Annotated in this window: 21 protein-coding genes and 1 pseudogene; 17 read left to right on the forward strand and 5 right to left on the reverse strand. The window is 53.1% G+C overall.

The genetic code is table 11. The features are described from left to right. Positions 1 to 271 precede the first annotated feature (271 nt). The 8 genes from P0Y67_RS17000 to wrbA all read left to right on the forward strand — a co-directional run bounded on the left by P0Y67_RS17000 (position 272) and on the right by wrbA (position 8653). Positions 272 to 1480 carry a hydroxymethylglutaryl-CoA synthase gene (locus P0Y67_RS17000; RefSeq protein WP_342392847.1) on the forward strand — a complete coding sequence of 403 codons (1209 nt, stop codon included), beginning with the start codon at positions 272 to 274 and terminating at the stop codon, positions 1478 to 1480. A gap of 64 nt (positions 1481 to 1544) precedes the next feature. Then, positions 1545 to 3491: an asparagine synthase (glutamine-hydrolyzing) gene (gene asnB / locus P0Y67_RS17005; protein ID WP_342392848.1), complete on the forward strand. Its 1947-nt coding sequence runs from the start codon at positions 1545 to 1547 to the stop codon at positions 3489 to 3491. Next, positions 3491 to 4615, forward strand: coding sequence for an FAD-dependent oxidoreductase (locus P0Y67_RS17010; RefSeq protein WP_192017326.1), 1125 nt, complete (start codon positions 3491 to 3493; stop codon positions 4613 to 4615). Before asnB ends, P0Y67_RS17010 begins: the two co-directional genes overlap by 1 nt. A gap of 1 nt (position 4616) precedes the next feature. After that, positions 4617 to 5744: an acyl-CoA dehydrogenase family protein gene (locus P0Y67_RS17015; RefSeq protein WP_342392849.1), complete on the forward strand. Its 1128-nt coding sequence runs from the start codon at positions 4617 to 4619 to the stop codon at positions 5742 to 5744. Positions 5745 to 5752: 8 nt separating this feature from the next. Further along, positions 5753 to 6232: a PaaI family thioesterase gene (locus P0Y67_RS17020; RefSeq protein WP_051288342.1), complete on the forward strand. Its 480-nt coding sequence runs from the start codon at positions 5753 to 5755 to the stop codon at positions 6230 to 6232. Beyond that, positions 6229 to 6810 carry an RICIN domain-containing protein gene (locus P0Y67_RS17025; protein WP_342392850.1) on the forward strand — a complete coding sequence of 194 codons (582 nt, stop codon included), beginning with the start codon at positions 6229 to 6231 and terminating at the stop codon, positions 6808 to 6810. The genes P0Y67_RS17020 and P0Y67_RS17025 overlap by 4 nt, the downstream gene beginning before the upstream one ends. A 551-nt stretch (positions 6811 to 7361) precedes the next feature. Beyond that, positions 7362 to 7982 carry a DsbA family oxidoreductase gene (locus P0Y67_RS17030; RefSeq protein ID WP_342392851.1) on the forward strand — a complete coding sequence of 207 codons (621 nt, stop codon included), beginning with the start codon at positions 7362 to 7364 and terminating at the stop codon, positions 7980 to 7982. A gap of 68 nt (positions 7983 to 8050) precedes the next feature. Then, positions 8051 to 8653: an NAD(P)H:quinone oxidoreductase gene (gene wrbA / locus P0Y67_RS17035; protein WP_342392852.1), complete on the forward strand. Its 603-nt coding sequence runs from the start codon at positions 8051 to 8053 to the stop codon at positions 8651 to 8653. Positions 8654 to 8655: 2 nt separating this feature from the next. Here wrbA and P0Y67_RS17040 read toward each other — a convergent pair whose 3' ends face one another. Then, positions 8656 to 9426, reverse strand: a complete 771-nt coding sequence (locus P0Y67_RS17040) for an enoyl-CoA hydratase-related protein (protein ID WP_342392853.1) — start codon at positions 9424 to 9426, stop codon at positions 8656 to 8658. 205 nt (positions 9427 to 9631) lie between these two features. On the opposite strand from P0Y67_RS17040, the gene P0Y67_RS17045 reads away from it, so the two are divergent. The 8 genes and pseudogenes from P0Y67_RS17045 (at position 9632) to P0Y67_RS17080 (ending at position 19134) form a co-directional block, all read left to right on the forward strand. Continuing rightward, positions 9632 to 10540, forward strand: coding sequence for a LysR family transcriptional regulator (locus P0Y67_RS17045; RefSeq protein ID WP_342392854.1), 909 nt, complete (start codon positions 9632 to 9634; stop codon positions 10538 to 10540). Between the two features lie 132 nt (positions 10541 to 10672). Then, positions 10673 to 12113: pseudogene (locus P0Y67_RS17050) on the forward strand (ATP-binding cassette domain-containing protein). A gap of 209 nt (positions 12114 to 12322) precedes the next feature. Further along, positions 12323 to 13840, forward strand: coding sequence for a 3-hydroxyacyl-CoA dehydrogenase NAD-binding domain-containing protein (locus P0Y67_RS17055; RefSeq protein ID WP_342392855.1), 1518 nt, complete (start codon positions 12323 to 12325; stop codon positions 13838 to 13840). Between the two features lie 11 nt (positions 13841 to 13851). Continuing rightward, entirely contained in the window at positions 13852 to 15075 is a 1224-nt protein-coding gene (locus tag P0Y67_RS17060) for an acetyl-CoA C-acyltransferase (RefSeq protein WP_342392856.1), read from the forward strand. A 1-nt stretch (position 15076) separates the two neighbouring features. Then, positions 15077 to 16288 (forward strand): 5-aminolevulinate synthase, encoded by a 1212-nt coding sequence (hemA, locus tag P0Y67_RS17065; protein ID WP_342392857.1) that lies wholly within the window; start codon positions 15077 to 15079, stop codon positions 16286 to 16288. Continuing rightward, the gene (locus P0Y67_RS17070) at positions 16285 to 17463 is read left to right on the forward strand and encodes an MFS transporter (RefSeq protein ID WP_342392858.1); all 1179 of its coding nucleotides are present in this window, start codon (positions 16285 to 16287) and stop codon (positions 17461 to 17463) included. Before hemA ends, P0Y67_RS17070 begins: the two co-directional genes overlap by 4 nt. After that, positions 17453 to 18184: an enoyl-CoA hydratase-related protein gene (locus P0Y67_RS17075; protein WP_342392860.1), complete on the forward strand. Its 732-nt coding sequence runs from the start codon at positions 17453 to 17455 to the stop codon at positions 18182 to 18184. Before P0Y67_RS17070 ends, P0Y67_RS17075 begins: the two co-directional genes overlap by 11 nt. Positions 18185 to 18423: 239 nt before the next feature. Then, entirely contained in the window at positions 18424 to 19134 is a 711-nt protein-coding gene (locus P0Y67_RS17080) for an autoinducer binding domain-containing protein (protein WP_342392861.1), read from the forward strand. A 621-nt stretch (positions 19135 to 19755) separates the two neighbouring features. Here the strand turns inward: P0Y67_RS17080 and rimK are convergent. The 4 genes from rimK to epmB form a co-directional block, all read right to left on the reverse strand. Next, positions 19756 to 20655 (reverse strand): 30S ribosomal protein S6--L-glutamate ligase, encoded by a 900-nt coding sequence (rimK, locus tag P0Y67_RS17085; RefSeq protein WP_342392862.1) that lies wholly within the window; start codon positions 20653 to 20655, stop codon positions 19756 to 19758. A gap of 238 nt (positions 20656 to 20893) precedes the next feature. Then, positions 20894 to 22126: an alanine racemase gene (gene alr, locus P0Y67_RS17090; RefSeq protein WP_342392863.1), complete on the reverse strand. Its 1233-nt coding sequence runs from the start codon at positions 22124 to 22126 to the stop codon at positions 20894 to 20896. Between the two features lie 25 nt (positions 22127 to 22151). Continuing rightward, complete coding sequence (locus P0Y67_RS17095) at positions 22152 to 23780, reverse strand: methyl-accepting chemotaxis protein (RefSeq protein ID WP_342392864.1); 1629 nt, start codon at positions 23778 to 23780, stop codon at positions 22152 to 22154. A gap of 300 nt (positions 23781 to 24080) precedes the next feature. Continuing rightward, the gene (gene epmB / locus P0Y67_RS17100) at positions 24081 to 25103 is read right to left on the reverse strand and encodes an EF-P beta-lysylation protein EpmB (RefSeq protein WP_342392865.1); all 1023 of its coding nucleotides are present in this window, start codon (positions 25101 to 25103) and stop codon (positions 24081 to 24083) included. 33 nt (positions 25104 to 25136) lie between these two features. Here epmB and efp point away from each other — a divergent pair, with 33 nt between their 5' ends. Beyond that, complete coding sequence (gene efp, locus P0Y67_RS17105) at positions 25137 to 25703, forward strand: elongation factor P (RefSeq protein ID WP_027254071.1); 567 nt, start codon at positions 25137 to 25139, stop codon at positions 25701 to 25703. Positions 25704 to 25771 lie beyond the last annotated feature (68 nt).

Here is a 25771-nt window from a genome sequence, read left to right on the forward strand (position 1 = left end):
GCTGTATGATTTAACATGATTTATTTGCTGTTTTTTCACTTTTTTATCTCGGCGTTTTCATTTGATTTTTGTTCTTTTTATATGGCTAACTCTTGTGTAACTTATTGGTTTTATGTGTTTTTATTTCTTGATTTGTTTATCTTTTAATTTTTTGGTTAATAGCTTTATATTTTTTTCAATTTTATTTTTACCTGCCTTGTCTATTATGAATTCCAACAAGCAATGAGACATTTATTAATCACTTTATTTACTTAAATTAAGGAATGTAACAATGAACAAGGCAATCAAAGTCGGTATTAATCGCATCGAATTCAGCACCACAGAGAATTATCTTGCGCTGGAAAAGCTGGCCGAAGCCCATCAGATCGATCCTGCTAAATACCTTCATGGCATAGGTCAGTCAAAAATGGCTGTACCGACACCGGATGAAGACACCATCTCGATTGCGGCCAATGCGGCGCAGGATGTGCTGAACACTATGACACCGGAAGAAGTGAAAACCATTTCGACGCTCATTTTTGCCACTGAAACGGGTGTTGACCAGTCCAAGTCGGGTGCGGCTTATCTGATGGGACTGATTGATATTCATCCCAACTGCCGGGCTTTTGAAGTGAAGCAGGCCTGTTACGGCGGTACGGCCGGATTGCAAATGGCTTGCGACATGGTGCGTGCCCGTCCGGATGAGTCAGTGCTGGTTGTGGCCTGCGACATTGCCCGCTATCAGCAAAACACCCCGGGTGAGTGCACACAAGGTGCCGGCGCGGTGGCCATGTTGATTACGGCTAACCCGGACATCATTGAGATTGATGCTGAACGTGGCTGTTTCAGTGCCGACATCATGGATTTCTGGCGCCCGAACCAGTTTAAACATGCCCTGGTGGACGGCGAGTTGTCGAAAGATGCTTACCTCAATGTGATGGCAAGCAGTTACCAAGGCTATCTGGCCAACGGCGGCAAGCCTCTGGATCAGCTCGAGTGGCTCTGCTTCCACCAGCCATTTACTAAGATGGCCAAAAAAGCCTTTGAGCACCTCAGTGCCCAGTATCCCGAGCAGATGGCGGATAAAACCGATGCCGCGTACAGCATCAGCCAGCAATACGGACGTGAAATTGGTAATACCTATACCGCCAGTCTCTACATTGGCCTGCTGTCTCTGCTTGATAACGCTGAGCAGGATCTGACGGGACAGACAATCGGCTTCTTCAGCTACGGCTCCGGCGCGGTGGGTGAATTCTTCTCGGGCACGGTGAATAAGAATTACCGCAACGCCATTAATACCCTGGCGAATCAGCAAAAGCTGGCTGCGCGCACCGCGCTCAGCTACGACACTTATTGCCAGTATATGTACCAGCTGCGCGACTACGATCAGGCCAACATTCGCTATAACCCGACGTCCGGCTCGAACTTCAGGCTGGCCGCGATTCACGACAACAAGCGTGTCTATGAACGTGTGCTCGAGCCAATGAGCAAAGCGGCTTAAGGCCAGGCACCGCCACTTTTAACATCCAATCAATACCACTAATTGTTTAATAAGGAAGAGTAACATGTGCGGCTTTGTAACGGTTTATAGTGCGAATCCTCTTAATCAGATCAAACCTGCTCAGATTGAGCAGGGTCTTAAATCCATCATTCACCGCGGCCCTGATGAAGGGCGGGTCTGGCAGTCTAATGACCAGCGCATGATTATGGGCCATACCCGGCTGAGTATTATCGGCCTGGATAACGGTATTCAGCCGATCCACAGCACGGATGGTGCCCTGCACATTGTGGTGAATGGCGAATTTTATGACTTTGAGAAAATCCGCTATGAGCTGATCCGCCAGGGCTGCAAGTTCGTGACCCAGTCGGACAGCGAGATCGCGCTGCACCTGTATCAGCTGTACGGCACCAAAGGGCTGGAAAAACTGCGGGGTGAATTCGCTCTGGTGCTGTTTGACCAGCGCCAGAACCTGGTGATTGCGATGCGTGACAGGGCCGGGGTGAAACCTTTGTTTGTGGCCGAGGATCAGGGCCGCTATTACTTTGCTTCTGAAATCAAAGCCATTATTGATTCCGGTGTCCGCGCTGTCTGGGATGAGGCGTCCTACAACACCCGCGCGTTTTACCTCAAGAATAATACCCTGTTCCAAAATGTGCAGTCGGTACCGGCCGGGCACATGATGACCCTGACGCCTTCCGGGGTGACCCAGCAGTGCTACTGGGATATCGACTACCCGGATGCGGACACGCTCAATGCCAGTACCCTGTCTGATGCCGATGCCATTCAGCAGGTGCACGATGCGATTGAAGAGTCGGTGAAACTGCGCCTGAGAGCGGACGTACCGATTGGGGTATACCTGAGCGGCGGGGTGGATTCTTCGGCTATTCTGGGGATGGCCACTCAGCTGGCGGGCAAGCCGTTTGATGCCTACAACCTGTCGTTTGGTGAAATGGAAGATTACGACGAAAACCGGTTTGCCCGTCTGGCGGCGGAGAAGAACGGTGCCCGTTTCCATACTGTGCCTGTGACGCAAAAAGATCTGGCCGATAATTTTGAAAAAGCCGTCTGGCATAACGAGACCCCGTTTTTTAACGCCCACGGCGTGGCGAAATATATCCTCAGCGGCATAGTGCAGGATGCCGGTAACAAAGTGGTGCTGACCGGGGAAGGGGCGGACGAAGTCTTTGGCGGTTACCCGCATTTTAAGCGCGACATGGCGCTGTTTAACACCCAGGGCCAGAACCCGGACGATGTTCAGGCCATCTTACAGAAAATGAAGGCTAATCAGGCGGGTTATACCCAGCAAGGTATGCCGGCAGACGTTGAGTGGCTGACGCAGCAGCTGGGGCACGGGGTATCCTGGCTCGACAACCAGGCGGGCTGGTTCAAAGAGCTGCAGAACGTCTATGCCGACAGCCAGATAGAGCGATTTGGCGATGTCGAACCCTACCGTATCTTCTTCAATCAGCTCGATCACCGCAAGCTGGCAGGGATCGACCCGGTACACCGCTCTATGTATCTGTGGGCCAAGTCTTTCCTGCCGAACTTTGTGCTGACCACCTTGGGTGACCGGATGGAAATGGCCCACAGCGTAGAAGGCCGCGTGCCTTTGCTGGACCACCGGGTGATGGAGCTGGCGGCGACCTTACCTGTGCATCTGAAAGTGCGCGGTAATACCGAAAAGTTTGTGTTCCGTGAAGCCATGAAGCCTTACCTGCCTGAAGAGCTGTATAAGCGTAAAAAACATTATTTCCGTGCTCCGCCTTCCACACTGATGCAGCAGGGGCCGCTGTTTGAACTGGTGAACGACACCCTGAACTCGTCCAGCCTGGATGCACTGCCTTTCTTCGACAGCAAGAAAGTACGCCGCCTGCTGGCAGAGATGCCAAAAATGTCACCACAGCGCCTGGCACTGCTCGACCCTATGCTGATGGAGCTGACCAGCCTGTGTATCTTGCAGCGTAAGTTCAACCTGGCATCGACCCCGTCTGTGTATAAGGAAGCGGCATAATGAAAATCGGTATTGTCGGCGCGGGATTAAATGGACTGGCCTGCGCACTGCTGCTGAAAAAGTTCGGTCATGAGGTCACTGTGTTCGAGCGCAGCGAGCAACCGCGGGATTCAGGCACAGGGATCTACGTCTGGCCGCAAGGAGTACAGATCCTGCGCTTCATTCTCAATGACAACAGCTTTCTCAACGAAGGGCAGCCGATAGATTCGCTGGTGACGTTGGATCGCCACGGTAAAGAAGTGCACCGCCAGCTGGTTCAAATGCCGGGGCATGATTTTCCGGCACCGGCTGTGATGTTTGAGCGTCAGCGTTTGTTCAATCTGCTCAAACAGGAGCTGGGCCCGGATGACATCCGCTACGGCGCAGCCTGTACCAAGGTGATCAATACCCGCGAAGAGGCAAAAATTGAAATCAACCACAGTGACTATGAATCTTTTGATCTGGTTGTCGGCACCGACGGTATCTCATCCAAGGTCAGGGAATATGTCTGCGACAGTCAGCCGCATTACACCGGGGTGATCGCTTCCCGGGGCGTGACCTGCTTTGACTGCGACATTCTGGAAGAGAATGCGTGCCAGATTTTTGCCCATGATCAGGCCCGGCTGGTGACTTACCCGCTCGATAACAGCACCCGTTTCCGTTACTGGTTCGTGGCGTACCAGCATGACCTGGATCAGCCCACCCTGAACAGAAACGAGATGGCGCAGCGCCTGGAAGGGCTGCCGGCGCCGCTGCTGGAGATGATCGAAAACACGCGGGAAGACAACATACTGACCCTGCCGCTCAACGCCATCACCCCGGGTCACCAATGGTACAACGGCCGTTGTGTGCTGCTGGGTGACAGTATTCACGGCATGTTACCGACGCTGGGTTACGGGCTGACCCTGGGGCTGGAAAACTGCTTCATGCTGGCTCAGGCACTGAACGGCAGCTGTTTTGATGACATTCAGCCGGCACTCAAGCGCTATCAGACCCGGGTGGCACAGCGCTCCTGCCAGTTAATCGAGGTGATGGAGCAGCTGACAGACTTGTTTTATTTCCAGAAAGAAACCGTGCAAAAACAACAGCGTCTCGGCGAGGTGATGGGACGCTTCCACGAACTGGCCCGAACAACGGCATTTTAACATGATGATGAACCAATCTTTTGTCACCGAACTCAACCGCTTTGCGGACCACTACATCAAGCCGTATATCGTGCAATGGGAAGCGGCGGGCGAGTACCCGCAGGAGCTGCACAGCATGGCGGGCAGCGAAGGGATACTGCGGTTAGGCCACAGCGACAAAGACAGCCTCTTTCGCGATACCGACAGTGCCGTGGCGCTGGTGGAAACCCTGACCGCCGGCGGCAGCCAGGGCCTGGCCATGGGGCTGGCGTCTTACCTGGTGAGCTTAAGTGCGCTGCACCAGCATAACGATGGCCGGTTTGATGCCGTGATTGAACAGGTACTCGATGGCGACGCGACCATTTCGCTGGCGATCACTGAGCCTCAGGCCGGGTCGGATATTGCTGCGATCACCACCCAGGCGGTGCCGTCGGCGCAACAGGATGAGTTCCTGATTACGGGAGAGAAAAGCTATATCTGTGGCGGCCTGCGTGCGAACTATTTTGTGGTGCTGGCCAAGTACGGCGATCGTGAAACAGGCCAGCAGGAGATGGGGCTGTTTCTGGTCGAGCGGGAACCCGGCACTGTGTCCGGCGAGCGAATTCCCACTCTGGGCTGGCAATGTCTGGACGTGTCGAGCGTCAGGCTGGAGATGGCCAGAGGCCGTTTGATCGCCGGCAGTCAGGCTTGCTTTGGTACGCTGAAGATGATGCTGAAAAGGGAGCGGGTCAATCTGGCCGTGATGGCCAACAGCGATGCCAGAAGCCTGCTGGACGACAGCCTGATTTTTGCCCACAAACGCCAGGTGCACGGTGCGCCGCTGCACAACAAACAGGCCATATTGCACCATCTGGCTGAGATGCAACTGCAGATTTCAGCCACCAGCGCCCTGGTCGCACAAAGCGTGGCCGCGCTGAGAGAAGGGCATCTGACGGATGAGGCCGCCTGTGTCACTAAGGTCAACGCCACCCGTGCCCTGGATCTGGTATCCAGCCTTGGGGTACAGATATTCGGCGCCCGGGGCTGTGAAAGGGGGTACTTGCCGGAACGGGTCTTTCGCGACGCCAAAATCCTCTCGTTAGGCGGCGGTACCACGGAAGTGTTACAGAACATCATAGGTAAATCACTGATCCACTCTCTGACCAAATAGGAAGAACCATGACTTATTCTGCACAATCGGCACCATTAAGTGCCTATTCTCAGCTGTTGTCTGAGGCATTAATTAATCACAACTACCAGCAGTTCTGCGGCATTGAGGTGGTCAAGCAGACCCCTGAGTACTGCAAAACGCGGCTGACGGTGACGGAACAGATAGATAACCTGAGCCAGACCCTGCACGGTGGGGTGATCTACTCCATGATGGATGTCACCAGCATGCTGGCGACCATCGCTACCCTGGAGGACGGGGAGTACGCCATCACCAACAACTTTTCTGCCAATATCATGTCAGCGACCAAGCGCGGCGAGACGGTAGAATTTGAAGCCCGCATCACCCGCAATGGCCGCAACCTGCTGTTCAGCCACTGTGAGGCTTACAAAATTAACGCATCGGGCGCGCGCAGCCTGATAGCCACGGCTCAGCTCAGCAAGTTCAAGCGCCGTCAGGCACTGACCGCAACAGCAGAGGTGGCAGCATGACACAAAGGATGCTTTCTTTGGGCACACTGGCCGGCGCACTGGCGGCGGCTCTCAGCGCAGATATCGCCACAGCTCAGGCCACGCCGCTGACATCGCCCTCCATTGGCGTGATTCAGCTGATCGATCCGCTGGACAGGCCGAAAGACGGCTTTTGCCTGGATGTGATTGGCTACAGCCCTTATGAGCGGCTGGATCTGCCTTTGATCGCCCATAACTGCAAAAACGGTTTGTACAGAGATCAGGCCATGTCGTTGCTCAAAAGCGGTGAAATCTTTCTGCCGGCCTATAAAAAGTGCCTCACCGCCATTGCGCCCCATACTCAGGCCCTGCCGGGCACCGCACTGATGGCGCGAGATTGCGGCGAACATTCCGATTTCTTACAGGCGCAGCCGCTGCAGAAATTTCAGTGGAGCGACGACGGGGAAGTCCGGCTGACAGGCTCTGAGTTGTGCCTTGCGGTGGGGGAGCAATCCGATCAGACCTCATCCCCGCTGCATCGCTGGCGGGCGCTGTCGCTGCAGTCCTGTCAGCTCAAAGACACCCGACTGGCCCGCTGGCAGTTTATTGACAAGTCATGATGCGGATCCCGCTGTGGTGGCCTGTCTGGCGTACCGTTTTTGACTATCCCTCCGGGCTGGGCCGCAATAAGTCGCAGCGCCAGCCCGAAAGCTTGTTTGCTCCGATCTATCCTGCCGTCCCTTTTCCGTTCTGAACGGCTGTTCGTTTGTCCGTCTGTTCATTTATCCGCTTTGGCTCTCTTCCCACCTGTGTGCTTATTTACTTTGGCTGTCTGTACCCTTTCGCTGTCTGCCGGGAAAGCGCAGGCAACGGAGCGGAACCGGCATAGTGGCCGGGCTGCTGAGCGCTGCTTTTCTCGGCCCGCAAGCAAGGTTAGCGCTTTTTTTGCATTCTTTTTCCGCGCTCGCCACTGTCAAAGCTCATCTTAAAGGCATTAAAAATCAAACACTTGAGGTGTTGTTTGAATTAATTCGATATCAATGCGCCACTCTTTTCAATTTTTTTATCAGGCGGGGGCTCCTAATATCAGTTTCGAGCTTAACGAACAGCAAGCAATGCCTGGCCAGGCTTTAGAGAACAGTTAGCAAAATAACCCAAAGGAAACAAAGCTATGTCTAAAGTAACGATTGAATTTTTTCATGATGCAGTCTGCGGCTGGTGTTATGTCCTAAGCCCACGGCTGCGCAAGCTGGTCGAACGTGCCGATGTCGAAGTCAAACAACGCTGCTTTGTCCTGCAACGTAATGATGAGGAAATGGTACAGCGTTTTGGCTCTCTGGCGGCGGCCAAATCTGAAATCCTCAACCACTGGGTCGCCTGTCAGCAAAGAGCGGATGATCCGACCCGTTTTAATATTGAAGGCATGCGTGCTCAGCCATTTTCTTACCCGAGCGGTTATCTGGCGGCACTGGGCGCCAAAGCGGCTGAGTTGCTTGGCAATTCTGACACTCACTGGGATTACTTCGATGAAATCCAGCGTCTGCACCTGAAAGTGAACGATAACATTGGCGACCGTGAAGTCATCATCGCCGCGGCGGGCAATATCGGCCTGGATACGGCGGCCTTTACTAAAGCGCTGGACAGCGATGAAGTTCGCCAGGCGGTAGAAGCCGATCTCAATCGTGCCAGAGAGTTTAACCTGCGCAGTATTCCAAGCCTGATTGTCAACGGCGAGCATGTGGTGACCGACACCCTGACCAACGAACAAATCGAGCAGCTGTTTTTGCAATAACACCAGATGACGTCCGGCTAACCGGAAAACATGACAGATTTCTAATTACATTTAAGTGAGATAACACAATGACGACAAAAGTACTGGTTCTCTATTATTCAAGTTATGGACATGTTGAAACAATGGCGCACGCTGTGGCGGAAGGGGCCAAGAGTGTCAGTGATGTGCAGGTTGATATTAAGCGCGTCCCTGAGCTGGTGCCGGAAGAGATTGCCCGTCAATCCGGTATTCAGCTGGATCAGCAGGCTCCGATTGCCGCGCCTGGCGAGCTGGCCAATTACGATGCCATTATCTTTGGTACGCCGACCCGCTTCGGTAACATGGCGGCTCAGATGCGTAACTTCCTCGACCAGACCGGTGGGTTATGGTTTGAGAAGAAACTGGTTGGCAAAGTCGGCAGCGTGTTTACCTCAACCGGAACCGGCGGCGGCAATGAAACCACTTTGCAGTCATTCCATACCACTTTGTTTCACCATGGCATGGTAGTGGTGGGCTTGCCTTACACGGCCTCTGAGCTGACGGATCTGTCGGAAGTCAAAGGCGGCTCTCCGCTGGGTGCGGCCTGTATCGCAGGCGGTGACGGCTCGCGTCAGCCTTCGTCCAAGGAACTGTCGATGGCCCAATTCCAAGGCCAGCATGTGGCTAAGCTGGCCAAGAAACTCAGCCAGTAATCTTAACTGACCCAGGATGGCGGCCGCTTGTCAAAAAAGGCGGCCAGCCCCTCCTGCCCTTCCTCAGAAACGCGAATATCGGCAATGCGCTGCGCGGTATCCGCAATCAGCTCTGCATCAATCGAACGGCCGGAAACATCTGAAATTAACTGTTTGGCCGCTATCAATGCCTGAGGCGAATTCTTCAGGATCTGCGTCAGCATCTGCTCAGCCAGCTGTTCCGGTTCATCGCTGATTTGGTGAACCAGGCCCAGACGCAGGGCATCCTCAGCATCAAACACTTCGGCGGTCAGAAAATAGCGACGGGCCTGAGATTCTCCCATCGCCCTGATCACATAGGGACTGATCACCGCCGGAATAAGGCCCAGCTTCACTTCGCTGAGGCAGAAAGCGGCATTGCGGGCTGCAATTACAATGTCGCTGCAGGCGATCAGTCCCAGTGCGCCGCCGTAGGCTGCCCCCTGAACCACAGTGATCACCGGCATTCGGGCGCTATTGAGTGTGCTCATCAGTGCCGCGAGCTGCGCGGAGTCCGCCAGATTTGCTTCCCGCGAGTTATTGGCCATCGATTTCATCCAGGCGAGATCGGCACCGGCTGAAAAATGTTTGCCGCGACCGGATAACAAAATGGCTTTCGCCTGTTCCTGATGGGCCCGGCCGATCAGGCTGATCAGATCGGCGATCACCTGTTCGTTCAGCGCATTGTGCACCTGCTCGCGGCTAAGCTGGATGTGGGCACAGCCACGTTGGTCAAGCTGATACTCAATAGTCATGTTTTCTCCCTTCCATGTGTTGTTGTTCTATGGCAGGCCGACAGCAGATGCCGTAGCTGCATAGATCGAGTTCACAATTTCATTTTTATTCATTGTGTTGCTAATCATTAAGTTGCACTATAACTCAGCTTTCAGTCAATGGTCAGCAAACGTTCAGCAAATAAAAAAACATAATGAGAGTGAGTGGGTTAGAGGGATACCAATCATGTCAGCGCGCGTAACCTTAGAAATGTGGCGGGCTTTTATTGCGATTGCCGAGCAGGGCAGCGCGATGAAAGCGGCCCAGAAACTGAATAAAAGCCAGTCGGCTGTGTGTCACAGCATCAAGAAAATGGAGTCCTTACTGGGGCATTCACTGTTTATCGTTGAAGGCAGAAAATCGACCTTAACGGATCTGGGGCACAGCCTGTTGCCGCGGGCACAAAGTTTACATAACAATGCAACCCAGATTGAAGCGCTGGCCTCGAAATACCAGGGTCAGCTGATGACAGAAATCAATGTGGCTGTCGATGTTCTGCTGCCGTTCGATTTTATTCAGAGCGTGTTTGAACGCTTTTATCAGGCCTATCCAACGGTGTCGATACGGGTTTTTGAAACCTCGTTATCCGGTGCCGGGCAGTTGATGGAATCGGGCAGCGTGTCGCTGGCGATTGCCGGCCGTCTGCCCAAAGAAACCGTGCTGGAGCCCCTGGCTGAGATCGAATTGCTTTGCGTCTGCGCCCCGTCTTTTCCGCTGGCCACTGAAACCCAGGTGTTTCAGCCGGAGCTCAAACGTTATCGCCAGGTCGTGATCCGTGATTCAGGCAATCAGAACGTGGACAGCGGCTGGCTGGGATCTCACCAGCGGCTGACGGTCAGCAGCCTGACGGCTGCGATGGCGTCGGTCGGGCAGGGACTGGGATTCGGCTGGTTACCTGTCCATAGCATTAAAGAGCAGTTGGCGTGCGGTGACTTGGTGCCGGTGGATCTGACCAAGGGCAAAAGCCGGGTGGTCAGGTTGCAGCTGGGGATGAGCCCGGATCAGGCCCATGTGGGGGAAGTGAATACCCTGTTCGAGCTGTTCAGCAATCTGAAAACTATGGTGGCATCTCCGCCGAGTCCCGCCCTGGTGTGAGAAATCAGAATGTGAGAATTTCAGGCTGACGTGCAAACGTCGGCTTTTTTATTGTCTTAATAGTCAGGAACGCATAGAAATCAGCCAATAAGTTATGCACTATGGAGGAATGTGAGACTAAGGAAAGTTGATATGCATATTCAGGATTTAAAACACTACACCGAGTCGGCATCACTGTATATCGAAAGCTGGCACATTGAACCGGGCCAGCACTGGGGAATATTTTCCACCCACAGTCATGCCGCTTCGCTGCTGGTCAGAATTTTCAGTGGCGAGCTGACGCCGGACCAAGGCCAGATCCAGGATCTGCCGCACCCTGTTGCCTGTATTTCATTGCACGAACAGCAAAGGTTGCTCGATCTGGAACTGGACAAAGATGAGACCGATTTTTCCGACAGCATTGACTACGGCACCACGGTTGAAGCCCTGGTGCTGGAAGCCGGGTGCAGCACAGCGGAGCTGGAGGCGCTGCTGGCAAAGACGGATCTTATCAGGCTCAGACAGCGGGGATTTCGCCAGTTATCTACGGGTGAGACCCGCAGGGTGATGCTGGCACGCGCGCTGGCAACCAAGCCAGCGCTGCTGATTTTAGATGAGCCCTATGCCGGGCTGGATATCCAGCACCGCCAGGCTTTGTCACAGTTGCTCGATGAGCTGTCGCAACGTATGCAACTACTGATAGTGACTTCGCGGGAAGATGAGTTGCCGCCTTTTATCAGCCATGTCGCTCTGTTTGACGAGAAGCAACTGTCGCAGGTGCTCAGCCGTGACGCCTGGCTGTCGCACCCTGTGATGGCGCAGATGAAAGCTTTGTCCGGGCAAAAAAGTGACGCCATGCTGGCCTTGTTACAAGCCCATCAGGCGGCGCATGATTACCCCAACCCCCTGGTCTCAATGCGGGATGCCAGAGTGGAATACGTAGGCGCCAGGATTTTTTCCGGGGTGAACTGGCAGATCGAGCAAGGCCAGCACTGGCAGGTCCGCGGCCCGAACGGGTGCGGGAAAAGTACTTTGCTGGGACTGGTGCTGGGCGATCATCCGCAGTGCTACAGCAACGATGTGACCGTGCTGGGTATGAAGCGCGGCAGTGGCGAAACTATCTGGGACGTGAAAAAACATATCGGTGTGGTGTCTTCGGCCTTGCACCTGCAATACCGCGTCGGTTGTCCGGCGCTGGATGTACTGCTGCATCGGCTTGTATCAGCAGCCGAGCAAGCGCGAAGTGCTGCTGGCCCGTGAATGGCTGGGGCTGCTTGAAATGGCGGAGTTTGAAAAAGTCAGTTTCCGGGAACTCGACTATGGTCAGCAAAGATTGCTGCTGATTGGCCGTGCTCTGATCAAACAACCGGCTTTGCTGATATTGGATGAGCCGTATCAGGGGCTGGATTATCTCAATCGCAAGCTGGTGTATCAGGCCCTCAACCGGATTGCCTCAGCGGGGCTGAGTCAGTTGCTGTATGTGACCCATCATGAAGAAGATACGCTGGATGCGATTCAGAACGTTGTCGATTTCGAACCGGACCCGGCTGGAGGGTACCGGATACAACTACGTGCTGCACCTGCTGTGAAATAGCGCGAATTTGCACCGAAAATCAGCTGAGGCTCGCAATTGCGGGCCTTTTTTCTTTCGTTTAAGTCTGACGACGATCAGTCAGTATATGGGGCATGATTCCAGCCGTAAACCTGTCATTTCTGCCAATTGAAAGACCTGATACAGACGTTTAACTTAATTCTGCTTTGAAATATTTGGTTTCATCTAAATCTATTTTTTAAGAGAGTGTTATGTCTATCAAACAGTTGGCAGTGGTTGGGGCCGGAACGATGGGACGAAGCATTGCTTATTTATTTGCAATGCATCAGATACAGGTCGTCCTGTATAACCGGAAAGAAGAAACCTTGAAATCGGCAGCGACCTATATTGCCGAGGATTTAAAGAGAAGAGAAAGCAAAGGAAAAATCACGCAGCAGGAAGCGGAGCAAATTCAATCAAAGATTCAATACACGACACGCATGGAGACGCTGGCGAATTCTGACATTGTCATAGAAAGCATTGCAGAAGATGAATCGCTCAAAGCCGATATACTTGCAGCCATTGAACAAAATGTCAGTACCGATTGTATCATTGCAACCAATACGTCCTCATTATCACTCAATAAACTGTCCGCAGCGCTGAAGCATAAAGTAAGATTTATCGGCCTGCATTTCTTCAATCCGGCGCACATCATGAAGCTGGTTGAAATTATACCTTCCTTTTTTTCCTCCCCAGCGACGACACAAGCTTGTCAGGCATTACTTGATCAGGTGGACAAGCGTTCGGTGATTTGTCAGGCGACTCCGGGATTTATTGTGAACCGGATGGCACGTCCTTTCTATCTGGAAGGCTTTCGTTTACTGGAGGAAGGCGTTGCAACTGCCCAGCAAATTGATAAAGCGCTGAAGGCGGGCGGTCAGTTCAGGATGGGGCCGCTGGAACTGACTGACTTTATCGGGCAGGACGTGAATTATGAGGTGAGCCGGCAGATCTGGAAGGCGATGCAGTTTGATGCCCGGTATACCCCCGGTCATCTGCAGCTATCGCTGGTGGATGCCGGTTTGCTTGGGCGCAAGAATGGCCACTCCTATTTTCAGTCAGCAAGCGATGAGGAGAGATCGGACAGCCTTGCAGCCAAGGCATTCACGGCGCCGGTGTCGATACAGATTTCAGGTCAGCACGCCTTTGCGGATTACCTGAAAACCATGCTGACCACTCGCAGTGATGCGATTCGGATTGAACACACAGAGGCTCAGGGACCAGCCCTGATTTGTGTTAATGAGTCTTTTGTCATCAGCGTGACCGACGGGAGAACGGCGGAATCGCTGGCTCGGGTTCATGGAATGGATACGTTTGTGATCGACTGGGCACTGGATTATTCCGTCTCTGATTATCTGGTGGCTGCGCATAACAAAGGTGTCCGTGCTGAGCACAGGGAACTTTTTCTGATGCTCATGCAATACCTTTTCCCAAAAGTCGTCCTGATTAAGGATTCCCCGGCGCTGATTGTTGCCCGGGTGCTTTGCAGCCTGATCCATGAATCGATTCTGATGACAGAAAGCGGTATCTGTACCCGGCAGGATATTGAACTGGCTTCGGTTGATGGAGTGAATTATGCCAAAGGGATTTTCACCTGGCTGCAATGGCTGGGAGAAGGGCCGGTGATTCAAACGCTCAGCCAGATGGCCGCGCTACTCAATACTTCGCGGTACACCCCGCACTACAGTTATCTCCATTTTGCGCCGTTGTCGGCTGCGATGGCTTCCTGAGGATCAAGCAGATGATCAATGACAATCATGTATATGTGGTGGATGGTACCCGCTCAGCCATTGGCAGCTACGGCGGCTCACTGGCGCAGACCCGGCCGGATGATCTGGCGTCTGAAGTTATCAAAGCTTTAGTCACGAAACATCCGGGCATGGCCAGCGATATTGATGAAGTGGTGCTGGGATGCGCCAATCAGGCCGGAGAAGATAATCGGAACATTGCCCGGATGGCGAGCCTGTTATCCGGACTGGATCAGTCTGTTCCTGCCATTACTTTAAACCGGCTGTGTGCCTCCGGACTGGATGCGGTGATTTATGCAGCCACCAAAATTAAGGCCGGAGACTGCGACGTTGTGCTGGCGGGCGGGGTGGAGAGTATGAGCCGTGCACCGCTCGTGCTCAGCAAAAGCGAGCAGGCATTTGATAAGGGCGTGCAGTTGTTCGATACCACGCTGGGCTGGCGTTTCGTCAATCCGCATCTGGCTGAGTCCTACGGCTGTGATGCGTTGGGGATCACGGCGGAAAACGTGGCCAGAGACTATGGGATCACCCGAGAAGCACAGGACCGCTTTGCGCTGGCATCGCAGCAAAAGGCAAAACAGGCGATCGGCGTTGGCAGGCTGGCGAAAGAGATCACGCCGCTTACAGTCCGGCTGGACCGAAAAAATCAGGTGGTAATTGAGCAAGATGAATTTCCCCGGCTGACGCCGCTGGACAAACTGAGTCGGCTGAAGCCTGCATTTCTGGCAGACGGCACCGTGACTGCAGGGAATGCTTCCGGAATCAATGACGGTGCAGCCGTTTTGCTGATTGCCTCCGGTCGGTATGTGAAGCGCCATCAACTCAAGCCCATTGCTGAAATTGCTGAGAGTGCCGTGGCCGGTGTTGCGCCGTCCGTGATGGGAATTGGCCCTGTGGCTTCAACGGAAAAACTGCTGCAAAAAACCGGTTATACCCTCAATGACTTTGATGTCATTGAGGTGAATGAAGCGTTTGCCGCGCAGGTACTGGCGGCACTGAAAGTCTGGCAGATCGACGCGGATGATCCGCGCGTCAATCCGAATGGCGGCGCCATTGCGCTGGGACATCCGCTCGGAATGTCCGGGGCACGGTTGGTACTCAGTGCCGCCATAGAGCTGTCAGAACGTCAGTTGCGAACAGCATTAGTGACAATGTGTGTCGGGGTTGGCCAGGGCGTTTCTCTGGTGATGAAAGGAATTGAACAGGAGCAACATTAAGATGGACGTATTACGAATTCTGGAACAAAAACTCGAAGAAACCAAAAAACTGGGCCGTTTCCGGGAGTATTTGAATCTTGAGCGGAGCGTGGTTGATAAACCCTGGGTGGTGAATCACACGCCGGCAGGGGATCAGCGGATCAACGTTTGGTGCTCCAATGATTATCTGGCGATGAGTCACCATCCGAAGGTCCTGCTGGCTGCGACGGATGCCCTGAACCGGGTGGGACTGGGGACTTGCGGTGCGCGCAGTATTTCTGGGACTTCGGTTTATCATACCGAGCTGGAACACCTGCTGGCTGACGCTTATCACAAAGAAGCAGCGCTGCTGTTCACGACAGGTTTTGGTGCGAATGATGCCACTCTGTCGACCTTGTGCAACGTGATTCCAAATCTGATTGTTTATTCCGATGAGCTGAACCACGCATCGATGATTTATGGTATTCGGCACGGGAAGGCTGAGAAGAAAATCTTCCGGCACAATGATGTGGCACATTTAGCTGAATTACTGGCAGAAGCTGATCCTGAACGTCCCAAGCTGATTGCTTTTGAATCTCTGTATTCCATGGACGGAGATTTTGCCCCGATTGAGGCGATGGTCGAACTGGCTGAGCAATACAACGCCATGACTTATCTGGATGAAATTCACGCTGCAGGAATCTATGGTGCGCAGGGGCTGGGGTACGCAGAGGCCAAAGGATTACTGGATCGGATCACCATTATCCAGGGCGGATTTGGGAAATCTTATGGTTCAGCAGGCGGTTATATTGCGGCTCCCCGTTCGGTGGTTGAAGGAATTCGCAGCTGGGCACCCGCCTTTGTGTTCAGTACTTCATCACCGGCTCCTGTGGTTGCCGGGGCTTTGGCAAGCTTCCGGTACACCATGGAAAATGATATGCAGCGCAAGCATCTGCTGGCGATTATTGAGCATCTGAAAGCCGGATTGCGGGATGCCCGGATCCCGCTGGTTTCAGAAGACAGCCATATTCTGGCCATCCACGTGGGTGACCCGTTTAAGAATAAAGCCATCAGTAAAATGCTGCTGGACCAGCATCAGATCTACGTTCAGCCCGTGAATGCGCCGACAGTGCCCGCCGGAACCGAACGTTTGCGGGTCACGCCGACAGCAGCGCATACGATCAAAGATGTCGATCATTTCCTCGTGGCTCTGACAGAGGTCTGGCAGCAAGTGGATTCTGGGAGGACTGAATGAGTTCACCACAGAATCACGGTTACCGGCTGGCCCTGTGCCTGATGGCAACGGGGACCTTCGCTATCGGAACCGATGCTTTCATCGTTGCTGGTGTGCTGTCTGAAATCTCAGACAGCTTTTCTACCAGTGCGTCTCAAACCGGTCAGCTCATCACTATCTTTGGTTTGAGTTATATGGTGTTCGCGCCGCTCAGTGCCTGGCTGATGGGAAATCTGAACCGGAAGAATATCCTGCAGATTGCATTGCTGCTCTTTATTCTTGGAAACATGATGTGCGCGTTTGCAACGAGCTACTTCGTTGTCTCCGCGGGGAGGGTTCTCGCTGCACTCGGCGCTGCCTCCTTTACCCCGCAGGCGGCTGCGGCCGCTGCACAGCTTGTTCCGGAAAATCGCAAAGGCATAGCTATTTCAGTGGTTTACGGTGGCATGACCCTGGCGATTGCCTTGGGAATACCATTGGGGACTTTTCTGGCACAGTTCATCGGCTGGCGTGAAATCTTTCTGATGATAGCGGTCCTGGGGGGGATTTCATTTTTCGGCCTCACCCTGTTATTGCAGGATTTCGCGCCTCCGGGCAAACATTCACTGCAGGAGCGACTGGCACCACTGCGTCAGAAAGCAGTCCTTACAACATTACTGGTCACCTTTTTCGCAGTTTGCTCTGAGCACATTGTTTACAGCTATGTCAGTGTACTGCTGCAGGATACTGTGCTGGCCGGAAACGCTATTTTGCCCGTAGCACTGTTGATTTTCGGGGTTGGCGCCGTGATTGGTAACTTTATCTCCGGTGTGATGACAGATACGCTGGGCAGCAAGTTTGTACTGCTGGTGGCGGTGACGATCCAGACGCTGTCTTTGTTCCTGCTGTCTTTCAACCTGACATCACCATGGTCTGTGATCGGGATTTTCCTGGTTTGGGGGATCACCGGTTGGATGTATCTGGTACCCATCCAGCATCATCTGTTGTCACTGTCGGAGCGTTTCGGGGCGCTGACTGTCTCACTGAACAGTTCCGTCCTGTATGCCGGGATTGCTGCCGGAGGCATGATGGGCGGGGTGTCTCTGTATCTCTGGCCGGTGGAATACCTGCCTTTGCTGTCACTGCCACTGGGGATTGCGGCGATTTTGATTGCTGTCCGCTATTTTCACGAGGAGCAGCCTGTTTATGAATCCTGAATCCTTGGTTGTACTGACCCGGCCACGGCCGGAGATCGCTGTGATTCAACTGAACCGCCCGGATAAGAAAAATGCCATGAATCTGGCGATGGCCCGTGAGATTCAGCAGCATCTGGATGACTGTGAAGCAGACCAGCACATCCGGGTCGTTGTGCTGGCGGGGCAGCCAGGCTGTTTTTCTGCCGGAATGGACATTCAGGCATTCCGGCAGGGAGAATTACCGGTTGTTGAACCGAACGGCTTTGCCGGACTGATCCATGCACAGCTGAGCAAAGTGCTCATTGCTGCCGTCGATGGTGTGGCTTACGGCGGTTGGTTTGAAATGGCACTGGCCTGTGACTTGATTGTTGCCAGCCGAAGCGCGCGATTCAGCTTTCCGGAAACCGGCCTGGGCCTGGTGGCAGCGCAGGGCGGATGTGCCCGGTTGCCTTTGCGGATATCCCCGTTTATTGCCATGGACTGGTTACTGAGCGGTCAAGTGATCACGGCCGAGGAAGCTCATATTCATGGTGTTGTATCCCGCTTGTGCGAATCGGATGCATTGCAGGCTGCGGTGCAACTTGCTGAGCAGATAGCCGGAAAATCCCCGCAGGCGATTCAGGCTGTGAAAGCGATCGTGAAACAGGGCCGGCAAGTGGCTGAAACGGCGGTGTTTGAGTACCAGCAGGACTGGGTTCACCAGTTGCGTCAGGCGCAGCAGACAAAATCCACTGTTTCCTAGCGAGCTCCCTGTTCCCCCATGAAATCACCCCGGCAGTTTTGTCTGTCCGGGGTGATTTTTTTCTCTTTACCTCAATGCTCTGCTTGATTTTCCCTCCCTTCTGGCCAAAGGCCGCCCGTATTTCACTTGACCGGTCCGTCGAGTTCGGGCATTAATTATGCAACTTGATGCTTTTATTTTTTAGTGCGCCAGCATCTGTGATGTTCAGAGCAGTATTCAAACCAACCCGGGAGTCTTACATGGAAGTGAAAACAGAAGAGATCATGGCAAAACTACAAGCGGAGGTGGAGGATCAGGCCGCGTTTCTGGAAACGCTGGCACATTGTGCACAGCAACTCGGTTTTCGATATTTTGCCTACACCATTTTTTCAGGTTATCCCCTCAGCAATCCGAAGATGCAGATGGAGACCAACCTTCCTGACACCTTTGTAAATCAATACAAGCAGACTCGGGTGTACTTGCAGGATCCGGTCATTGAGCAGGCGCAGCATTCGACATTGTTGTTTCAGTGGGATGCTGATTTTTATCTTCAGCATGAAGAACTTTGGCAAACATTGGTCGCACTCGGGATAGCACAGGGTTGGACGCAGTCTGCCAGAGATTGTTATGGGCGACTGGGCGTGCTGACATTTGCTGGTAAAGCGCCGGCAGAGGTGACCTCTCAGCTCCCTGTGGAAACTTTGTTTCTTTGGCTGTCGCAACTGACCCATAAAGCGCTTCGGGATACGCTGATGTCAGAGGAAGATGATGCGATCAAAGATGTATTAACCCTCAGAGAGAAAAATATCCTGCGCTGGTGCAGTGAAGGTAAATCGTCTAAAGAAATTGCAATCTTGTTGGGGATCAGCGAACGAACCGTGAACTTCCATGTCAGTAATTCCATTAAGAAATTGTCGGTTGCGAATAAAACGGCTGCGACAGCAAAAGCCGCATTTCTTGAGCAGCTCTGAGGAGACAGGGTGAAAGCCGATCTCAGGTTCATCCGGATAAAAGCCTGAAAAGATGCACGCTGAATTTATTTTGTTTAAAATCAGTGGTTTAGTTCTGTTTTTTTGATGTTTGAGAATGTTGGTAATCAATGCGTACAGCAAAGTGCTGATGCTTCCGCAGAAAGCTGTATGGTTTGCTCAGCAACAGATCCTTTCGTTTTTCCTTATTAACTCATGTTGAGCCTGAGAAAAAATCAGTTCACCTGGAAAAAAGCCGGAAAAGCTGTACAGATGAAATTTGTTTTTAATTTCAGTTATTTGGGTGTTTTTCTGATGGCGATTGATTCACTGTTTTAAAGTGTACACCAATAAGGTGTTTTTTTGTGGTAAGCGCTGTACGGAATGATGTTTTATTTGTCGTTTGTCCGGGGCTGGCTGTTTATTTCTGACAAATCATCCGTCAAGGTTCATTGTGAAAATTGCCGGAAAAGCTGCACATGATTCTTTATCTTATAAAAACAGTGACTTATGGTTGTTTGTGATGCGGCTTATTCTGCGGGCTGGATCTGGTCAGGATTTTGCTGAACTTTAATCGAATTGCTGTACAGGCTGCGTGAGGTAAACACGCAGCCTTGGGGGGAATTACTGATCCTGATGACGACGCTTCTTCTTAGCGTGTTTTTCAATGTACTCAACAATCATGCCGGCAATGTCTTTGCCGGTGGCATGCTCAATCCCTTCCAGGCCCGGGGAAGAGTTCACTTCCATGATCAGCGGCCCGCGGTTGGAGCGCAGCAGGTCAACACCTGCCACATTCAGCCCCATGGCTTTTGCCGCCGCGACGGCGGTGCGGCGCTCTTCCGGAGTAATACGCACTAGCGAGGCACTGCCGCCGCGATGCAGGTTGGAGCGGAATTCTCCCTCGGCGGCCTGGCGCTTCATTGACGCGATCACTTTGTCACCTAGTACGAAGCAGCGGATATCGGCACCGCCGGCTTCTGCAATGTATTCCTGAATCATGATGTTGGCTTTCAGGCCCATGAAAGCTTCAATCACACTTTCAGCGGCTTTCTGGGTTTCTGCCAGCACCACACCTATACCTTGTGTGCCTTCCAGCAGTTTGATCACCACAGGCGTCCCGCCGACCATTTTGATCAGATCTTTGACATCGTCAGGTTTGCTGGCAAAACCGGTGATCGGCATACCGACGCCTTTGCGGCTCAGCAACTGCAGGGAGCGCAGTTTGTCCCGCGAACGCGAAATCGCAATCGACTGGTTGATGGAAAAGACATTCATCATTTCAAACTGACGCAGCACAGAACAGCCGTAAAAAGTAATGTCGGCCCCGATGCGCGGAATGATGGCATCAATACCGACCACATCATGACCTTCAAAATGAATGGAAGGTTGCACCGAATTGATATTCATGTAGCAGCGCAGGGCGTTAATGACCACGGCTTCATGGCCCCGTTGTTCGCAGGCTTCGCGCAGGCGTCGGGTGGAATACAGGTTTGCGTTCTGGGACAAAATGCCAATTTTCATCGTGTTCTCGTCAAAAAGCTGGAGGAATCCGAGCAAAGGGGCTGGCAACCTTAGAATTTCTGCTCGGTAAAACGGACGCAGAATATGCCCTGAAAGTGACCAAGAATCGAGAGGTTGGACCATGATCTCTTTTAATGGTGACGAGAAGAAAAATTACTCAATATGGGGAAGGCTGCAGATAAGCGGGCTGGAAAACTCCCCTGAGGCCAAGGGGGAAAGGCCTCAGGGGAGAGCTGAATTATTTCAGCACTTTCGGGTTGGACGTGCCCCACAGGGTATAGATTTCAGACAGGATGCGGCCTGAATGGTCTTCCGTTTCGCCAATGGTGATTTCGTCGCGGCCCTGACGGCCGAACAGCACCACTTCCTCGCCAGGTTTCACGCCTTTGATATCTGTGATGTCGACCATAGTGGTGTTCATCGAGGTTGAACCCAGCACTTTGGCACGCTGACCTTTGATCAGCACTTCACCGACACGGCTCAGCGAGCGAGGGAAGGCATCCGAATAGCCAATCGGCAGGTTGGCCAGCACAGAATCGCGCTGCAGGGTTTCCGTCTTGCTGTAACCTATGGTTGAGCCTGCCGGCAGGCGGTGGACGGACGCGACCTGGGTTTTGAACGACACTATGCGTTTGTACTCAGGGAAATTAGGCGTTGTATCACCGTACAGGGCGCCGCCGGTACGAACCATGTCCAGCTGAGCTTCCGGCACCATCAGAGTGGTGAAAGAGTTGGCCACGTGCAGCAGGACATCATCACGTTCCAGATCCGTGTGCTTGATGATCCACTGGCTGTCTTGCTTGAACTGCTGCAGACCGGCACGGATTTCTTCCAGATCTTCGGTCGGGAAGTGGGTCATGATGCCCACTATCTGCAGATGTCGGGTATTAACAATCTTTCTGGCTTCTTTCTTGCCGTGTTTGGTGCGCATTTCCAGGCCGTTACGACCCATGCTGGCAGAGTTCAGCGCCAGATGGACCGGGATCACTGTGCCGTGCTGGCGCGCAATGCGGGCGATGATCTTGGCTTGCTGTTTGGTGCCGATTAACTCTTCAAGCTGGAGGTCAACGGCGGTTTCGATTTCAGAAGGTGTCGCCGCACGCAGGCGCATCAGGCGGCCGTTAAAGCCCATCTCACGGACCAGGCGGGCTTCCGCGTTACTGGTGATCCCTACACAAGGAATGCCACTTTGCATCACAGAAGGCAGCAGATTGGCAATACCGTTGCCGTACGCATCGGCCTTCATGACGGCACAGATGTCGGTGTTGCTGCCAACATGGTTTTGCAGATGCGCAATGTTTGACTCAAACGCTGCCTTGTCGACTTCCACCCAGGCATTGGCTGTCTGAATGTCTTCCATGGTGCTGGCCTGCTCAATGCCTGGCAGCATTGGCGCAGCTGTCGCCTGCATAGCAGCGGAAGTGGTCCCTATCATGGCAAGGGCAATCAGTGAGAATTTAAAGTTTTTCATTATAAGTCTCTGTTGTTATTACAGGTTACAGGGTGAATTGATTGACGACCTGATGCAGCGCATTGGCGCGGCGTTTGAGTTCATCAACCCCCTGCTGAGCTTCCAGGGTGGACAGGCGGTTTTCTTCCGCGCTGTCACTCAGGGAAGCGACATTGCGAGACAGATGATCTGAGGCGTGAGCCTGCTCCTTGACCGAACCGGCGATTTCTTCCATGCCGGAACTGACCGCTGAGATTTCCTGGTTAAAGGAACTGAGGGATGCGTTGGCCTGATCGGCGTGCTGCACACTGCTGTCGACCCGGTCGACCGCATGCTGCATGGTTTGCGTGGTGTCGCTGGTGTCGGTCTGAATCGAGCGGATCATGGTGCTGATCTCCACCGTGGCTTTGGCGGTACGCTCTGACAACTGACGGACTTCATCGGCGACCACAGCAAAGCCGCGGCCCTGCGCACCGGCACGTGCGGCTTCAATGGCCGCATTGAGTGCCAGCAGGTTGGTTTGATCGGCAATGTCTTTAATGACTTCGACAATGGAGTTGATTTCACTGGCACGGTTGTCGAGCTGCTGCAGCTTGTCGGCCACGGTATTGGTTTCCAGCTGGACAGACTGCATGCCGCGTACTGCGTTATCTATGGCTTCAACGGTGTTTTGAGTCAGCAGTTCGAACTGGCCCATTTGCTGGTTAGCGTTATCAACAATCTCAGTGATGCTCTGGGCGCTGGCCGCCAGCTCTTCAATGGCAGTGGCACTGCTGCCGACATGTTCCGACTGGGTCATCGAGCGATCTGTCACGGCGCGGATCAGGGTGTCGAGCTGGGCGCTGGTGGCTGCCACACTGTCGGACGATTGCTGCACTTCCAGCATCCGCTGGCGCAGGGCGGCCATAAAGATATTGAAGGAATCGGACATTTCGCCGATTTCATCCTGGCTGCGGACTGTCACACGTTGGTTCAGATCCCAGTTGCCGTTTGCCAGTGAACGCAGCACCTGATTGAGGCCATTGACCGGGGTGACGATCAGGTTGGCAATCATGCGTGCCGCTATCACTGTCAGCACCAGGAATACGGCCGCTATTATAAAGGTTTTCTTCAGCGCTTCGGTTTTGACTTCTTCGATGTCTGTCAGTTTGACATCTATGCCGATGACATGGAGATCGCCTTTATCGCCGCGAAAAGGCACAAAGATAGAGCGGTACATGCCGTATTCGCCCTGATAACTCTGATATTGGGTTTGCTCGGTACGGAAGGCTTCGTACAGCATTTCCGGCACTTTCAGGTATTGCTCCAGATACCAGTTCTTATAGCGGCCGCTTTTCCACTCATTCTCATCCCGGTTGATATAGGTGTAGTACACCTGGCCACCGCGACGCACGGTTGAGTAGGCCCATTCCAGCTTAGCGCCTTGGGTAAAGTGGGTCAGATGGGCTGAAATGTCGTCATACAGGGCATCATCACGGCCGGCTTCCTCATTGGGCAGATCGCCGATGAGCTGTTCCACGGCCTGAGCAGCAGTGTTCAGTTCTGTATCAATACTGCTCATCGCTGAATTGACCAGGGTGTGATAAGAAATCGCTGACAGAGCCGCGATGATAATAAGCGCGATGGCTGTGAACAGCATCGAAAGCTTGGTTTTAAGATTCCAATTGGCAGTCATGACTTTTTCCGAATGCTAGTGAGTGACATGAATCACAAAAATATGCAATACGAGAGTATTCGGCGGCCAGTCTAATGACATTATTAACACTTTCAAACGCTAATAAGTGATTAATTTTATTTGTTTTTATTTTGTATGATTAATATTTTTTAGTTGTATGTTCTATTGATCGTGATGTGAATGAAAGGTTGTACTTTTTCGGCGGGGTGCGTCCCTGGCTAAGCAGGGACTCGCGGGTCATCATTGGCGAAGTCTGAACGGGGAGCCGGATGGCACCACATCACAAGCCAAGATCGGGCGTTATTCCAAATGCAGATCCAGCGGGGTTTTGCTGGTACGTCCGCCAATTTCTCGGGTCAGTTTGGGCACTAAATAACCGGACACCTTTGCTATCAGCCCGGCCATTAACAGCCGGGCTTCGTCATCGCTCACCATGAAATGGGCGGCGCCCTGTACTTTATCCAGCACATGCAGGTAATAAGGCAGGATCCCGGCATCAAACAAGGCTTCGCTCAGGTTGACCAGGGCGTCAACCGAGTCGTTGACCCCCCGCAGTAGCACGCCTTGATTGAGCAAAGTGACGCCGGCGTCGCGCAGCGGTGCCAGTGCTGCTCTCAGCTCGTGGTTAATTTCGTTGCCGTGGTTGATATGGGTGACCAGAACGACCTGGAGCCGGGTTTGCTGCAGCAACAGGCGCAGCTCGGGTGTTATCCGGGCCGGGATCACCACAGGCAGACGGGTATGGATCCGCAGCCGTTTGATATGGCTGATGGCGGCAATACCGTCCACTAACCAGCGCAGTTCACTGTCTTTGGCCATCAGCGGATCGCCGCCGGACAGGATCACTTCATTCAGCTCAGGGTGAGCGGCAATATAATCCAGCGCCTGCTGCCACTGGCGCTTGCTGCCCGGATTGTCCTGATAGGGAAAATGGCGGCGGAAACAGTAGCGGCAGTTAATGGCACAGCCGCCTTTGACGATCAGCAGTACCCGGTTGCGGTATTTGTGCAGCAGGCCGGGCAGGGTATTATTCTGTTCCTCCAGCGGATCGTGCGAAAAGCCCTCGTGGACCTCAAATTCTTCGGCCAGCGGTAAAACCTGGCGCAATAAGGGATCATGCGGGTTGCTCATTTCCATTCTGTCAACAAAGCTTCTTGGTACACGCTGCGCAAACAGCTTTCTGGCTGCCAGCCCGTTTTGCCAGGGGGCAGGGTCGATATCCAACCGGTGAAGCAGTTCAAGCGGATCCGAGATCGCATCGGCTAATTGTTCGAGCCAGTTTTGCTCAACAGTAGCGACGTTTCGGGTTATGATGTGCGGCATGAAAAATAACTCGAAGATGTTAAGAGGAAAAAAATGGCGTCTTTCAGCACTAATGAATTCCGCGGCGGAATGAAAATTATGCTCGATAATGAACCCTGTGTCATTATCGAAAACGAATTTGTGAAGCCAGGTAAAGGCCAGGCGTTTAACCGGGTCAAAATCCGCAAACTGCTGTCTGGTAAGGTTCTGGAAAAAACCTTCAAATCGGGTGATTCTGTAGAAGCTGCAGACGTTGTCGATATTGAACTGGATTACCTGTACAACGACGGTGAATTCTATCACTTCATGAACAATGAAACCTTTGAGCAAATCGCTGCTGATGTGAAGGCAGTGGGCGATAATGCGAAATGGCTGGTAGAAAACAACACCTGTACACTGACACTGTGGAACGGCAACCCGATTGCCGTCACGCCACCTAACTTTGTGGAACTGGAAGTGGTTGAGACGGATCCGGGCCTGAAAGGCGATACCCAGGGTACAGGCGGTAAACCTGCGACTCTGTCTACCGGTGCTGTGGTTCGTGTGCCGCTGTTCATTCAGATCGGTGAAGTGCTCAAAGTTGACACCCGCTCTGCGGAATACGTCAGCCGCGTGAAGTAATTTCTTCGTGTGAGCAGACAAGGGCCGCATTATGCGGCCTTTGTTGTTTTCATGCCCCGTTTTCTCTT

Source organism: Photobacterium sp. SP02, assembly GCF_038519165.1.
In the GTDB taxonomy this organism is placed as follows: domain Bacteria; phylum Pseudomonadota; class Gammaproteobacteria; order Enterobacterales; family Vibrionaceae; genus Photobacterium; species Photobacterium halotolerans.